Raw genomic sequence first — 14,578 nt, 5'->3', positions numbered from 1 at the left:
AAAGGCTCCCCATTGAAATCGAAACTTTTTTTTCATCGTCCAGGCACGACCTTTACGTTCTTCTCATTTAGATTCAAGCCGAGCTCCTTTGCTTTATTCCAAATCACTTCGTACGTAGATTTCTCGCTCACTTGGATGGACAATTCTGTATTTTGTTTTGTAATTTCCACAATTTCCTTATTTACATCTTGCACTTCTTTATTCATGTCATTAATTTGCGTTTGCTTATGTAAAATCATTGTAGCAAAAACAACGGCAATTGCCGTTAATAGCACGAATAAGAGCTTTTCTCCTTTTGAGAAAAGTTTTCCTGAACGTTGATTGGTTTGTTTTGTAAAATCTTTTTTCGGTTGTTGCGGCGTTTGAATTTCATGTACCGTATTCATTTGGAATGTTCTCTGCTCCAATGCCATTTCACAATTGCCTCCTTATTTTTTCTCAATGATTCGTAATTTTGATGAACGAGATCGTTTATTCCCCGCTATTTCTTCATCGCTTGGTACAATCGGTTTTCGTGTTACTAACTTGTATTCCGGCTCCATCCCAGCAGGTATTACCGGTAAGTTCGGAGGTAAATCAGGCATAGAAGATGCTTCTTTAAAAATCGTCTTGCAAAGCCTGTCTTCCAACGAGTGGAAAGTAATAACAGCAACTCGTCCACCTTTGTTGAGCAAGGTCAAAGCATCACTCAACGATTCTTCAGCAGCTCCAAGTTCGTCATTGACCGCAATACGTATCGCTTGGAAAACTCGTTTTGCAGGGTGTCCGCCAGTTCTTCTTGCTGCCGCAGGAATTCCTTCTTTAATCAGTTCTGCCAACTCACCTGTTGTGCGGATCGGTGCAATCTTTCTCGCATCCTCAATTTTACGAGCAATCCCTTTTGAAAATTTCTCTTCCCCATATCTGAAGAAAATACGCACAAGGTCTTCATATGCCCAATCATTGACCACGTCAAATGCCGATAGCGCCGCATCCGTGTTCATGCGCATGTCTAGTGGCGCATCATGGTTGTAGCTAAACCCTCTTTCCGGAGTATCCAATTGAGGAGAGGAAACCCCAAGGTCATATAAAATTCCGTCAACAGAATGAATGCCAATCGCATGCAGTTCACTCTTTACGTTTCGGAAATTCGAATGAATGAATGTCACTTTTTCGATATGATCTTTTAGTTTGTCTTTCGCTGCGTTAATTGCCGTCATGTCCTGGTCAAAGCAAATTAATCGACCTTCAGCTGACAGTTTTTTTGCTATTTCTAAGCTGTGACCTGCGCCACCGAGTGTACAGTCCACATATATGCCATTTTCCTTTATAGCTAGCCCGTCGACGGCTTCATGAAGTAACACCGTAATATGATCGAACAAGGAAACCGCCCTCTTTCTCATAAAATTAATCGCTTATCGTTAAAAATCAAAGTCAATAATGTTTTCTGCAATTTCATTGAAGGATTGCTCAGATTCATCATAGTAAGCATCCCAAGCACTTTTCGCCCAAATCTCAATTCGACTTGATACTCCGATGACGACACAATCTTTTTCAACTTTCGCATAATCAAGTAAGGATGATGGAATATTAACACGGCCTTGTTTGTCTATTTCAACTTCAGTTGCACCAGAGAAGAAGAATCGTGCAAAGGCTCGAGCATCTTTTTTCGTGACCGGAAGAGCTTTTAACTTTTCCTCAAGACGCTTCCATTCCTCCATAGGGTAACCGAATAGGCAATTATCCAATCCACGAGTCAACACAAAACCATCCGTCAAATATTCCCTGAATTTTGATGGGACAATTAAACGGCCTTTCGTATCAACAGTGTGCTGGTATTCGCCCATGAACATACTCTTCACCCCACTATATGAATTTAATGTACCACATCCCTCCACATTCCTCCACTTATATTCCATGTTACTTGTAAAATGTGTCATTAGTACTTGTTTCATTGAGATAGGTTCACATTTTTCATCAAAAACTAGGACTATAAAGTCATTAACTGTAAATTTTCTTTGAAAATGCAAATAACAAAACACCTTACATATCTTTGGGGACATGTAAGGTGTTCAAGTGCAACTCTATTTAATCGAACAATGTACAGGTAATAGCTAGGTTTGATTTTTATAAATAGACAATTTTATGTTTACCGTCCGGCTCGAGCGGCAATTGAAGTAGTTTTTGTACTAAATCTGGACCGAATTCATTCATGAACAGGTAAGGTGTATAGAGACGTTCCTGTAAAGAACCGTTTGGAAGGATTTCATTTTCTATTTTTCTGTATTTCCGAAGTGTCGCTTCATGTTGAATGAACACTTCTTCTTCCGCCTTTTTTCGAAGAAAATCGAATTGTTGTTTATGGTACCTTAAGTTTTTCGATAGTAATTGTTGCATTCCCGCGCTAGCATGCCGGGTGAGCTCTTGATAACTCTCGTCCAAATGGTGTTCTATTTGGCGTAACGCTAGTTCGAATGCTTCATCCTTTTGAGTGGTGATAAACTGCTCGCGTGTTTCATGTACAACGCCTGCTAATACATTTTCAATTGAAAATGAACATTCTTTCAGTAGTTGTTGGGTAGTTTGTAAGACAAGTGTAATCGAAATTCGAGGTACAAGTATCGGCATTTTTAGATTGAGATGATGAAATGCTTCTTTCAATTGTGCCCAGTACGCAATTTCGCCAGGACCACCAACAAATGCAAGTACAGGGAACACTAAATCTTGCATAATTGGCCTTGTGGCAACATTATTACTAAGCAACCACGGCTGTTCCCTTGCGATTTCCAGCAATTGTTCTTCAGTGTACCGGATCCCAGCGCTTTCATTGATAAAGATTCCATCCACTTTCGACAACAAAAATCGTCCTGTTTCGTGGACGAAAAATAAATTAGCCGCATCTTCTTCCAATTGAATAGGTCTATCAAACCCTAGCGATTCAAACTGCTTTTCCTTTTGGATAATGGATGCGGTTAAAGTGCTTGCTTCACGAATAAATGCTTGAAAGGACTTGCTTTCCAATTGACGAAGAGGTTTAAACGCAGAATCGATGAACAATAAACCTTGTTCCTTGAACAGTCCATTCATCAATCTAACAAAAAACCCTGTAAAAGTCCGCTCCATTTTCACCGCTTCAATAACGTCATGCAGTAAGGGTTTCGTATGATTCGTTTCGCCAAATCGGCGGAAGATTTCTTCCACAAAATCGATCATTTCTCGTTCTGTATAAGTTGTATCAGATGCCATCAGTTTAAGAACGAACTTTTCCTGATACTGCTGTTTTGTTGGTTTTTCACCCTTTTCAACAAACACATGGTTAATTTCGTTCAGGTCATGGTCTTCTCCAGCGACCCAAAAAACCGGAACAACGGACAAATCAAGTTCTCTTCTTTTGGAGGCAGCAAGCAAGATGACGGTAAGTGCCTTGTGAATTGAATAGAGCGGGCCAGTCAATAAACCCGCTTGTTGACCACCAATGACAACAACTCCATCGTTCGCGAGCTCATCAATATGTTTCGCCGCACGATCGGAAATCCCGAACGATTCCATATACGAACGAATGACCGAAGCAAGTTCCTTCCGATCAAACGTACGACCTGTTAACTCCTCGACTCTCTTTGGAAAAGACGCATGCTCATTTTTATAATCAAAGAAGGTATGTATAAATTCTTCCTCATTCATGTAAGCTTGAAGGACTTTATTTTGATTGTGTAACTCCAACGTTTCAAATTCCATGACAAATGCCCCTTTTTAACTTGTTTGACACGAGTATATCATCCAAATTCGTCAGATTGGAATATTTACGCTTACATAAGAAAGAACGAATTTCTCATTTTACATATTGTACGATTTTTAAAACAATGCCGATGATCATTAATACGATGTACGCAACCCCTAATACAAGGAAATACGTTCTCCATGTTTTATGGAAAAATCTCGTCATCTGAAACTCTTTCTCTTTCAATCTTTCATTTGTAGCAAAAAGCAAGGCAATGATAATGCTAATGACAATGATAATAAATGCAGTATTCACATGAAAGATTGCTTCAGATGTAAAATAAACGGACAGGAATAAAAATGGAGTTGTCCAATCCGCAGCACGGCCTACTTCGGAAGCTGGCGCTCTTCCCCTTTTTCTCATCACGACAAGGAACACGACTGTGACTAAAAATGGAAAAAGCACAATGACACCCGTTAAAATTGCAAGCAAACCATTTATCAATAGGGCTCACCTCCGTCCATTACACGTAACATCTTCTCCATCGTTTGTAAAAAAGGTAACGGCTTGTCTCGTTGTGCAGCTAGTGCAATGACCGCTGAAACAATCGTCTCAATTTCCATCGGACTCCCACTATTGCGATCCTTCAACATGGAGGACTCATTTCTAGCCGTCCGTTTACAAACGTCTTCAATCGCGGATTTCGGCAATTCCTTTTGCATCTCAGGGAATGCCGAAAGCAATTCATCATATAATTGCGACAGTAATGCATGCGCAAAATCATTTTCTATTAAATAACCGTTGTTCACTTGAAGTATGGCTGTCAATGGATTAATAGCACAGTTGATGAGCACTTTTCGCAACAAGATGTCTTGCGCACCTTCCGAAAATTCTATCGGAAATGTATGTGTCTGTAGCTGTTTTAAAAAGTCAAATGTTGTTGGAACACCTCTAAAACATGCGACTTTTGTCAATCCTACACCATTGTGCGATACAGTGTAATCATTCAGACGAGCTGCCCCATGTTCGACCGTTGCCACAAACAAATTTGACAGCTCCGTATTTGCAATCATCTCCAAATGCCCAATTCCATTTTGCACGAACAATAATGGCGGGTCGAGTTTTTCACTTTTCAGCCTTTCAAGAACCGAAGCTACACCGTTAAATTTTACCGCTACAATCCAATGCGCTCCCTCTGGCACATTTTCAATTTGCGTACAAGCATTTGCACGAATTGTCTCACGTATTCCATTCTCACCTATGTATTGAATGCCTTTCTCGCGAATCGATTCAGCCTGTTCTTCACGTCGTACAAGAAAGGTGATGTTACAATCAAACCGACCTAAATACGAGCCAATTAGTAGCCCAATAGATCCTGCACCGACAATGACTACCTCCACCTTCATTCCCCCTTTTAAAAAGAGCACCCTAGAAAGGCGCTCTTTTGAACCTGCACTCATTATACAGGATATACAGAATGTTTTTTAGGTGGTAATGGTAAATCTTTTGTCGAATAAAAGCGGAAACGTTCCGCAAGAACGGTCCTTAAATCAGATGGCGCAACAATTTCATCAATGATTAGCTCTGATGCCATCTTATACACATCGATTTCCTCTTTATATTCTTTATGTTTCGCTTGCACAAATGCAATTTTTTCTTTCGGATCTTCAATTGCTTCAATTTTATTGGAATAAACAGCATTCACAGCCGCTTCTGGCCCCATTACAGCAATTTGGGCAGTCGGTAATGCAATACACACATCAGGTTCAAAAGCAGGACCGGCCATCGCATACAATCCAGCCCCATAAGCTTTTCGGACAACGACAGAAATCTTTGGTACAGTTGCTGAACTCATCGCCATAATTAGTTTTGCACCATGACGAATAATCCCATCACGTTCAACTTTCGTCCCAATCATGAACCCCGGTACATCAGCGAGGAAAAGTAATGGAATGGAAAATGCATCGCAAAGTGCAATGAACTTGGTCGCCTTATCTGCTGAATCAACGAATAAGACGCCACCTTTCACTTTTGGTTGATTTGCAATAATGCCTACTGGTTGCCCTTCAATTCTAGCTAGCACTGTAATTAGTTCAGGCGCAAACAATTTTTTAATATCAAACACACTGCCTTCATCAACTAACGCATCAATCGCTTCATACATATCAAAAGGTGCGTTTTGATTTTCAGGAATAATCTCTTCCATCAATCGGCAGGCTTTGGTTGAAATTGCCTCTTTCACTTTTGGCTTTTCTGTAAAATTCGCAGGAAAAAAGTCCAAATAACGGCGTGCTTCCTGAATTGCTTCTTCCTCACTGCCAACGAGTACATCTCCACAACCACTAACTGAACAGTGCATCCTCGCGCCACCCATCTCTTCAAGCGACACTTTTTCTCCAATTACTTTTTCAGCCATCCGAGGTGATCCTAAATACATGGATGCATTTCCCTCGACCATGATGACTATGTCACAAAAAGCCGGAATGTAAGCACCGCCTGCCGCAGAGGGACCGAACAACAGGCATATTTGAGGGATGAAACCAGACAACCTTACTTGGTTATGAAAAATACGTCCAGCTCCCCGACGATTTGGAAACATCTCCAACTGATCAGTGATCCTTGCGCCAGCAGAGTCGACCAAATACAACATGGGCACGCGATTCTTTTCAGCAATTTCTTGTATACGAATGATCTTTTCTACTGTCCTGGAACCCCAAGAACCCGCCTTGACAGTTGAATCATTCGCCATGACACATACCGTTTGGCCATTCACCTTCCCCATTGCCGTGACAACACCATCGGCAGGTAAATCCCCAGCTTCACAGTTTGCAAAGCGCCCATCTTCCATGTATTCGCCCTCGTCAAACAGAAGTCGTAATCGATCACGGACAAAAAGTTTATTTTGCTCTTTCAATTTTTCGTGGTATTTCGGCTGACCACCTGCAAAAACATCTTTAATTCTCTCTGCTAGTTTTTCATTATACCCCGTCTGTTCATTCACCTTTGTCAAAAATTTCCCCTCCCGTACGCTTAGCAAACTTCTACTGATTGTCGCTTACGATTCAATTACTACCAATACATCTTCCTCGTTTACAAAATCTCCAACTTGTACATTGACCGCTGCTACTTTCCCAGCAACTTCTGATTCAACAGGTATTTCCATTTTCATTGACTCAAGGACGACAACCACTTGCCCTTGTTCCACCGATTCCCCAACAGATACATTTACCGTAAAGACTGTTCCTGCCATAGCCGCTTTAACTTCATTCATGATTTTGACTCCTCCTTCTGACTACGTAACCATTCATTTAATACGTTTGTATGATAGGTACCCTTCGTAAATGCCTCAGCATGTAAAAATTGTTTAAATAACGCACTGTTCGACTTCACACCTTCTAGCGTAAACGTCTCAAAGAATTCGATCGCCTTTTCAATTACTTCTTCCCGCGTGGCAGCATGAACGATCACTTTCGCAATCAAAGGATCATAAAACGGAGTAATCGTTCCTCCTTCGACATATCCACTATCAATACGGATTTGATCATTTGAAGGTCCCCAGTCCAACTTTTCAATTTTTCCAGGGGACGGCATGAACGTTTTTGGATCTTCCGCATATAAACGAAATTCCATTGCATGACCGGATATCTGAATGTCTTTTTGGTTTGTGCAAGGTAAATCATGTCCTTTTGCCACTTCAATTTGCCATTCGACCAGATCGTAACCTGTAACGAGTTCCGTTACTGGGTGCTCCACCTGTAAACGTGTATTCATTTCCAAGAAATAAAAAATATCGTCTTCAGCTACAATAAACTCAACTGTCCCAGCGTTTCGATAGTCTACTGCTTTCGCCGCAAGGACGGCAGCTTCCGCCAATCGTCCCCTTACCTCATCCGTCAAATTTGGAGAAGGGGATTCTTCAATGACTTTTTGATTTCGTCTTTGAACGGAGCAGTTCCGTTCAAAAAGATGAACGATATTTCCCTTGTTATCCCCAAACACTTGTACTTCAATATGCCGAGCATTTTCAATAAACTTTTCAAGGAAAACAACTTCATTACCAAAATAGGCTTTCGCTCGAGTTTTAATGGACTGAAAGTGTTGACTGAGCGCTTGCTCATTTTCGCAACGCACCATTCCAATCCCACCGCCACCAGCACTTGCTTTTAACATGATTGGATAGCCAATATGTTGTGCAGCAATTATTGCGTCCTCAAGAGTTGCAACACCTTCATCCGTCCCTGGCACAACCGGTACACCCGCCTGTTTCATCTTCGTACGCGATGCAATTTTGTCACCCATTAAACGAATGGTTTCAGCATCCGGACCGATGAAGACAAGACCAGCTTCCTCTACCTTTCTTGCAAAGTCCGCATTTTCTGACAGTAAACCATAGCCCGGATGGATCGCATCAGCATTTGTCTTTAATGCGATTTCAATTATGTTATCCGCTTGTAGGTAGGACTGTTGAACAGGACCTGGTCCAATCGAAAAGGACTCATCAGCCAGTTTGACGAAAGGCATGTGCGCATCCGCTTCCGAATGGACCGCGACTGTCTGGATCGACAGTTTGCGACATGTCTCTATAATTCTACTCGCGATTTCCCCACGATTCGCTATTAGAATCTTCTTCATATGATAACCCCCAAACTGCTAAAATGAATTTCTCCCAACTCTAGTGTATACGATAAATGTAACCGTTTTCAACTATTAGTCTGAATTCGTATCCTATTCTGATCCGAAAAAGTTCATTAACCGTAATGCAATCACGATTTACTACTAATCATAATTTGTTTATAAATCGATTTACAGCTTCATGATGCGCATCACTTTCCCATAGTCGAGCACACTCTTGAGCTTCATGCAACATTCGGTTTTCCACGTCAGCTCTTTCCCAATTTGCAATGGCCAGCTTTTTGTACGTCTTATGGACATTTGGATGAATGGTCATCATATGCTCCAGGAATTTTGCAAGTCCCTTTTTAGAATCCCCTTCATATACGGCAGATGCCCAACCAATCTGTAGAAGTTCATCAGCAGTATGTATTTTTGCTTCAGACAATAACTGCATGACTTTGTCTGGTCGCTGTAATTTTTCAAATAGCTGTGTTGCGCCTCCCCAGCCGGTCGTAATAGCAAGTGTCCCTTGGATGAAACCAGCTTTCGCTTTAGCGGAAACGATACGATAATCACATGCTGACGCAATCTCACACCCGCCACCAACTGCCGTACCATTGACAAGAGCAATAACAGGTACAGGCAAAGAAGCTAAACGATAGAGCAAACCAGCCATTCTGCTTAGCATCGGATACGCTTCTTTTGCAGTTTGGATTTGATGAAATGCAGCCAAATCACCACCTGCACAAAATGCACGATCACCACTTCCCGTAATGACCACATAGTTTATGTGCTCATTTGCTTCGATCGTATTTAAAAATGCTTCCAGCTCGTTCATGACAGCGAAATTAATAGCATTCATTTTTTCGGGTCGATTAATTTGAAACATCGCAATTCCGTTTTCAACGGTTTGAATGGATACCAATTCAATCCCTCCTTTTTCTACTATTCTACCAAGTAGGAAGAAGGTGTACATCTTTTTTGAATAAAATTTAGTTTGATTAATGGATATAAATTGAATTAAGAGGAGAGTTTGCAGCGTACAAGTGATGATAGCGAACTTCAGTAAGAAGTTTAACGCAAAAAAAATCACCGGAGCCATGGCCTCTCGGTGATTTTATGTAGGGAATCTAACTTATTCGCCTACGACTTCTTTTCCTTTGTAATGACCGCAAGATTTGCAGATGCGGTGTGCCAATTTAATTTCGCCACAATTATCGCAAGTTGTCATGCCTGGAACTTGTAATTTGTAATGTGTACGACGAAGTCTTTTTGCTGTTTTAGAAGTTCTTCTTTTTGGTACTGCCATTTGGGCACCTCCTTATGATCGCCTATTTCTTTTCAGAATCAAAAAATCCAGCCAATCCTGCTAATCGAGGATCCACTTTATTTTCTTTTCCTTCGCGTTGCTGTGCATCATATTCTTCATCAGTTGTATAGGACCAACCTTTCCCCTCTGCACTTTTCATCTCATTAGCTTTTTCGCTAAAAATCTGTAAAGGCACTTCAAGAAGAATCAATTCTTCAAAAACAGGGGTTGGATCGACAACTTCCCCGATTACAGGATGAATCGAATCATCCGCAGCCAAAGTCGCTTCATCCCAACTGAATTGCTCGTCCGTTTCAATTGAAAATGGGAGTTTGACGTCTTCCCAAGTACGGGAACACGGCAACGTCATCTCACCTTCAAGATGGAAATGGCAAGTCAATTTCTTAGAACCAATTACACAGCTACCCGTTACGTGGACAGGCTGAATATCCCGGATTTCCGGATTCCGTTTTTTCACGGAGTCAAGGTTGATGGCTTCGTCAAGCGGCATCGCACCTTGCCTGTATTTCTGTAATTGATGAATGGACCATTTCACGTCTATATCACCTCAAGACAACACTGTTGATTATATAATGGATAAAAAGGGATGTCAAGATATTTTCTTGTCACCTAAAACGCATCGACGTATAATGCAAATAGATTATATCGAAAGGGTGGGAACAATGAAAGCGACAGGCATTGTAGTTGAATACAATCCGCTCCATAATGGACATGTCTATCATGCACAACAAGCTAGGGAGACAACTCAAGCAGACGTCGTCATCGCCGTGATGAGTGGTAATTTCCTTCAAAGAGGCGAACCTGCTTTTGTTGATAAATGGGCCCGAACAAAGATGGCTTTGCAATCCGGCGTAGACATCGTCTTTGAGTTGCCCTATCGTTTTGCCACTGCTCATGCACCCATTTTTGCAAGAGGAGCGATTACGCTATTGGATGCTGTTGGATGCTCTTCCTTTTGTTTTGGAAGTGAAGAGGGGGATATCACTCCATTCACCAATAGCCTATCACTTATCACCCAGACAGAAACCGTGTTTGAAACAGTTGTCAAAAAAGCGATTCAAGATGGTAGAAGTTACCCAAATGCATTAAAAGAAGCATACACAAGCATTCAAGACAACACGTCTCAAACGCAACTCGCAGATTTAACAAAGCCGAATAATATATTAGGCTTTCACTACATGGAGGCAGCACAATGTATAGGTTCTATGATGAAGCCGACAACCATTCAAAGACGTGGGGCAGATTACCATGAAGCAGATTTACACGCACATAAAGTTGCGAGCGCAACAGGTATTCGTAAATCGTATTTCTCCACCGGTACAATGGATGAAATGGAACCCTTCGTTCCTCAAGCCACAAAAGACATTTTGTTTGATTGGCAAGCCGAACGGGGGCACTTCGGGAATTGGGAGACCTTTTATCCGTACTTACGGTATACGATATTACGTGAAGGACCAATACGCTTAGCATCCATTGCAGACATTACTGAAGGCATTGAAAATGCTATTTACCGCGCTGCCCTGAAGCATGATGCCTTTCAACCTTTCATGGCACAAGTGAAATCTAAACGTTACACTTGGACAAGAATCCAGCGTATGTTAACGCACATTTTGACTGGATTCACTGTTGAGCAACGAGAAACAATGCCAGCCCCCTCCTACTTACGTCTACTCGGTATGACAGGGGATGGACAGACCTATTTGCGTTCGGTGAAGAAGCATTTAACATTGCCTCTGATCAGCAAAGTTGCCACGTTGTCCAATGATTCCTTAACAATGGATATTCGCGCAGCAGATCTTTATGCAATGGCACTTGGCAATTGTCAACACGTCCCTAAAATCGGGCTTGATTATTTAACACCACCAATTAGAACGCATCATTTCGGTTCCAACGATTCCAAATAAGCTAATGCATCATCAATCGTTTTGACAGGTACGATTTTCATCTTCGTACCTATTTTTTTTGCGGTTTTTACAGCTTCCTCATAGTTTGTCATAATTCCTGGATTTAATTCACGTACATTTTGAGGGAGATCATCATCTGGTGCAAAAAAGATTTCTACGTCTTCACGATCCGCAGCAATAACTTTGAAATCAGCTCCACCGATTCGTCCAACCGTACCATCCGCAAGCATTTCTCCTGTACCAGCGATATTGTATCCTTTCGTCAAGTCTTCCTCCATTAATTGGTTCATGATCTCCAGCGTAAACATTAGACCTGCAGAAGGGCCACCGATGTCTGCTGTATGGATAGTGACTGCTGGTTCTGTCTTCAATTCCCGATCTTCTTGGAATTGGACACCTAGACCGATCCTGCCCTCTGAATTAGGTATCTCACCTACAGTCAGTTCCACCTCGTTCAGTTCATCGTCCCTTTCAACTAAAACTGTAAGATGGTCCCCTTTTTCTTTTGAAGAAATAAGATTTGCGAATTGACCGACCTCATGCAAATGAACACCATCGACTTCTCGTATCTTATCACCCGATTTCAGCTTTCCTTCTGCAGCACCGCCAGGAAGAACAGACATGACGAAAACGCCGTCATATTTTATCTCTACGGGTATCCCTACTTTTTTGAATGCAGTCGTAATTGCATTAAAATGCGAATCAGACATAAGTTTCTTCTGTCTGACATTATACTCTTCGTCATTTTCGCCTTCCCTTCGGACTTTATGGACCGGCAAAATCTTCATTTTGTCAGAAAAGGTAGCTGCTACATAAGAGAACGGAGTTGCTTTTCCAATCGCAATTGTCATAAGACTGAATGCCCCAACGTCATCCTCATCACCATTTTCCACTTCCACTATCGGTGACAATTCATATGCCCCACCTGGTTTCGATACATATGCATCCAATGGATAAATAAATAAAAAAGCAATAAAAAGCAAAACAACCCCATACAAACCGTACTTCCTCATCTTCATAAGACCAAACCTCCATTAATAGCCTGTACAGACACAACATAGTATAGAAAAGCGTAGGGTGGCGTCTAGCTGCGACAGGCGCTGGAAGAAAGGGAGTAAAGGCGCTCTTTGCCTTTACCTCCCTTTCTGAAGCGACCCGAGCAGCTGCCACCCGTAGCTAGACAAGAAATGCGAAGGGTGGCTGGTAGCTGCGACAGGCGCTGGAGGAAGGAGAGAAAAGGCGCTCTTTGCCTTTACCTCTCCTTCCGAAGCGACCCGAGCGGCTGCCACCCGTAGCTGGACAATAAAGGAACGCAACCTAAGTTCGCCGCGTCCTGCGGCAACGGTTGCATGACCCACATCCTGTGGGCCCAAGCGTAGGGTGGCGTCTAGGCCAGACAAACGCTATCACCCCTGTTATCATCACAATCACTGTTAAACAGTGTACCATCGAAAAAAATCATAATAAAGCAATAACAACAATGATTGAGCATAGACAAACCAAAGGAGGCGCATAGATGACTTTAACGCTCACCAATAAGCATCTGTTTACAGTATGATTAGCATCGGCATTATATGGGCATTAATCATATTATTTATATTACAGCCTGGTATTGCACATGATGGAGCAGAAGCAGGTGCACGATTGTTTACCCACGCATTGCTGCCTTATTTGCTTCCCTATATTATTTTAACCCAATGGCTCTTAAAAATGCCTGTGAAGCGAAAAGCAACAAATAATTGGCAGAGATACATGAAAGCCTATATATTAGGTTCCTTCGGTGGTTTCCCAGTTGGTGCTGTAACGGTAGCAGAAATGATGAAAAATGGAGAGTTATCAAGAAGAGAAAGTGGTTATCTTCTTGCTGCTTGCCATGCACCAGGCCCCATGTTCATAGTGGGATTTGTCGGAACAGAATTACTTGGAAATCCGGTAGCAGGATGGAAGTTACTAACTGCCATTCACATTGCTAATCTCCTATTCTTCTTATTGGCGATGACACTTTTAAAAAAGGATCAGCCCGAAAACTTGTCCATGCAATCTATACAATTACCTAAAACTGCTACTTCGCCATTTTTGGCATCTATTAAAGAAAGTTCGAATGTCATTATTCTTGTAGCAACAACTGTTATTTTCTTTTCATCATTAGGCACTGTTCTCACAACCGCAATAGCTACTGCAATACCAGTGGATCTTGGCATTACGAAAACAGCTTTACTTGCTATTTTCGAGATGACGTCAGGCGTTCAATCCGCTACTGATCATTTCTACTCCTATGCCAGTTTTCCCTTTTTAATTGCTGCAATCATTTCTTTCAATGGTCTAAGCATTCATATGCAAGTCTTTGTCATTGCAAAAGCAGTAAATATACCCTTAATTCCTTATATCGGGTCAAGATTATGGTGTGTCTTCGCTGTTCCACTACTCTTGTATTTCTTAATGTAAAAAATGGTTATGACTCGAAACGTCATAACCATTGGACTCTTTTTACTACCACTGTACCCTCATGTGCACGGTTGTTCAATTATACCTTAAAATCCGTATCAATTACTGGAATTTCTTATGTAATGCCTCTTCCACTACTGTTGGAACGAGCGCAGAAATGTTTCCGCCATATTTAGACACTTCTTTCACAATACTCGAGCTCAAGAATGAATATTGATTTTTGGTCATGACGAAAAATGTTTCAATGCTTTCATCAAGCATCCGATTCATCGAAGTAATTTGCATTTCATACTCAAAATCGGAAATTGCGCGTAATCCTCTTACAATCACTGAAGCTCCTGCTTTATGTGCGTAATCAATGAGTAAACCAGATGAGGATTCAACAAGGACATTTGGAAATTTAGCGGTTACTTGACGAATCAAGTCGATACGCTCCTCTACTGTAAAAAGAGGATTTTTTGATGAGTTGTGCATCACAGCAACTCTCACTTCAGGAAATACTTTAGCGGCCCGTTCAATAATATCTAAATGTCCGTTTGTAATGGGATCAAAACTACCTGGAACAACTGCTATTTTTGTCATAAATGG

At 41.5% G+C, this 14,578-nt stretch carries 16 protein-coding genes; 2 read left to right on the top strand and 14 right to left on the bottom strand.

Annotated elements, in window-relative coordinates; genetic code table 11:
* Positions 1-32: 32 nt before the first annotated feature.
* From ftsL to ACVHUV_RS10860, 12 genes are all read right to left on the bottom strand, one after another.
* On the bottom strand, positions 33-413 hold the full coding sequence (gene ftsL / locus ACVHUV_RS10915; protein WP_462084614.1) for a cell division protein FtsL: 381 nt from the start codon (positions 411-413) through the stop codon (positions 33-35).
* A gap of 15 nt (positions 414-428) precedes the next feature.
* The gene (gene rsmH / locus ACVHUV_RS10910) at positions 429-1,361 is read right to left on the bottom strand and encodes a 16S rRNA (cytosine(1402)-N(4))-methyltransferase RsmH (protein ID WP_462084613.1); all 933 of its coding nucleotides are present in this window, start codon (positions 1,359-1,361) and stop codon (positions 429-431) included.
* Positions 1,362-1,400: 39 nt separating this feature from the next.
* Complete coding sequence (gene mraZ, locus ACVHUV_RS10905; protein ID WP_317941950.1) at positions 1,401-1,832, bottom strand: division/cell wall cluster transcriptional repressor MraZ; 432 nt, start codon at positions 1,830-1,832, stop codon at positions 1,401-1,403.
* 274 nt (positions 1,833-2,106) lie between these two features.
* A complete protein-coding gene (gene bshC / locus ACVHUV_RS10900; protein WP_462084612.1) occupies positions 2,107-3,714 on the bottom strand; it encodes a bacillithiol biosynthesis cysteine-adding enzyme BshC in 1,608 nt (535 codons plus the stop codon).
* Between the two features lie 94 nt (positions 3,715-3,808).
* Positions 3,809-4,201 (bottom strand): DUF3397 domain-containing protein, encoded by a 393-nt coding sequence (locus ACVHUV_RS10895; protein WP_462084611.1) that lies wholly within the window; start codon positions 4,199-4,201, stop codon positions 3,809-3,811.
* On the bottom strand, positions 4,198-5,097 hold the full coding sequence (locus ACVHUV_RS10890; protein ID WP_462084610.1) for a ketopantoate reductase family protein: 900 nt from the start codon (positions 5,095-5,097) through the stop codon (positions 4,198-4,200). Before ACVHUV_RS10890 ends, ACVHUV_RS10895 begins: the two co-directional genes overlap by 4 nt.
* A 59-nt stretch (positions 5,098-5,156) precedes the next feature.
* The gene (locus tag ACVHUV_RS10885; protein WP_462086899.1) at positions 5,157-6,698 is read right to left on the bottom strand and encodes an acyl-CoA carboxylase subunit beta; all 1,542 of its coding nucleotides are present in this window, start codon (positions 6,696-6,698) and stop codon (positions 5,157-5,159) included.
* Positions 6,699-6,752: 54 nt separating this feature from the next.
* Complete coding sequence (locus ACVHUV_RS10880) at positions 6,753-6,968, bottom strand: biotin/lipoyl-containing protein (RefSeq protein WP_317941749.1); 216 nt, start codon at positions 6,966-6,968, stop codon at positions 6,753-6,755.
* On the bottom strand, positions 6,965-8,329 hold the full coding sequence (locus ACVHUV_RS10875) for an acetyl-CoA carboxylase biotin carboxylase subunit (RefSeq protein ID WP_462084609.1): 1,365 nt from the start codon (positions 8,327-8,329) through the stop codon (positions 6,965-6,967). Before ACVHUV_RS10875 ends, ACVHUV_RS10880 begins: the two co-directional genes overlap by 4 nt.
* Before the next feature lie 148 nt (positions 8,330-8,477).
* On the bottom strand, positions 8,478-9,236 hold the full coding sequence (locus ACVHUV_RS10870; protein ID WP_462084608.1) for an enoyl-CoA hydratase/isomerase family protein: 759 nt from the start codon (positions 9,234-9,236) through the stop codon (positions 8,478-8,480).
* 210 nt (positions 9,237-9,446) lie between these two features.
* Complete coding sequence (rpmF, locus tag ACVHUV_RS10865; protein ID WP_317941752.1) at positions 9,447-9,620, bottom strand: 50S ribosomal protein L32; 174 nt, start codon at positions 9,618-9,620, stop codon at positions 9,447-9,449.
* A gap of 22 nt (positions 9,621-9,642) precedes the next feature.
* A complete protein-coding gene (locus ACVHUV_RS10860; RefSeq protein ID WP_317941753.1) occupies positions 9,643-10,176 on the bottom strand; it encodes a YceD family protein in 534 nt (177 codons plus the stop codon).
* A gap of 127 nt (positions 10,177-10,303) precedes the next feature.
* On the opposite strand from ACVHUV_RS10860, the gene ACVHUV_RS10855 reads away from it, so the two are divergent.
* Complete coding sequence (locus tag ACVHUV_RS10855) at positions 10,304-11,545, top strand: nucleotidyltransferase (RefSeq protein ID WP_462084607.1); 1,242 nt, start codon at positions 10,304-10,306, stop codon at positions 11,543-11,545.
* On the opposite strand, the gene ACVHUV_RS10850 is transcribed toward ACVHUV_RS10855, so the two are convergent.
* Positions 11,518-12,564: a SepM family pheromone-processing serine protease gene (locus ACVHUV_RS10850; protein ID WP_317941755.1), complete on the bottom strand. Its 1,047-nt coding sequence runs from the start codon at positions 12,562-12,564 to the stop codon at positions 11,518-11,520. The genes ACVHUV_RS10855 and ACVHUV_RS10850 overlap by 28 nt on opposite strands.
* A 535-nt stretch (positions 12,565-13,099) precedes the next feature.
* Between ACVHUV_RS10850 and ACVHUV_RS10845 the strand changes: the two genes are divergently transcribed.
* The gene (locus ACVHUV_RS10845) at positions 13,100-13,990 is read left to right on the top strand and encodes a hypothetical protein (protein ID WP_462084606.1); all 891 of its coding nucleotides are present in this window, start codon (positions 13,100-13,102) and stop codon (positions 13,988-13,990) included.
* 102 nt (positions 13,991-14,092) lie between these two features.
* Here the strand turns inward: ACVHUV_RS10845 and coaD are convergent, their stop codons facing one another.
* Entirely contained in the window at positions 14,093-14,572 is a 480-nt protein-coding gene (gene coaD, locus ACVHUV_RS10840; protein WP_317941757.1) for a pantetheine-phosphate adenylyltransferase, read from the bottom strand.
* Positions 14,573-14,578 lie beyond the last annotated feature (6 nt).

Source organism: Sporosarcina saromensis (assembly GCF_054901285.1).
Note: the sequence above shows the minus strand (reverse complement) of the source record. Positions and strands in the feature narration are given on the sequence as shown.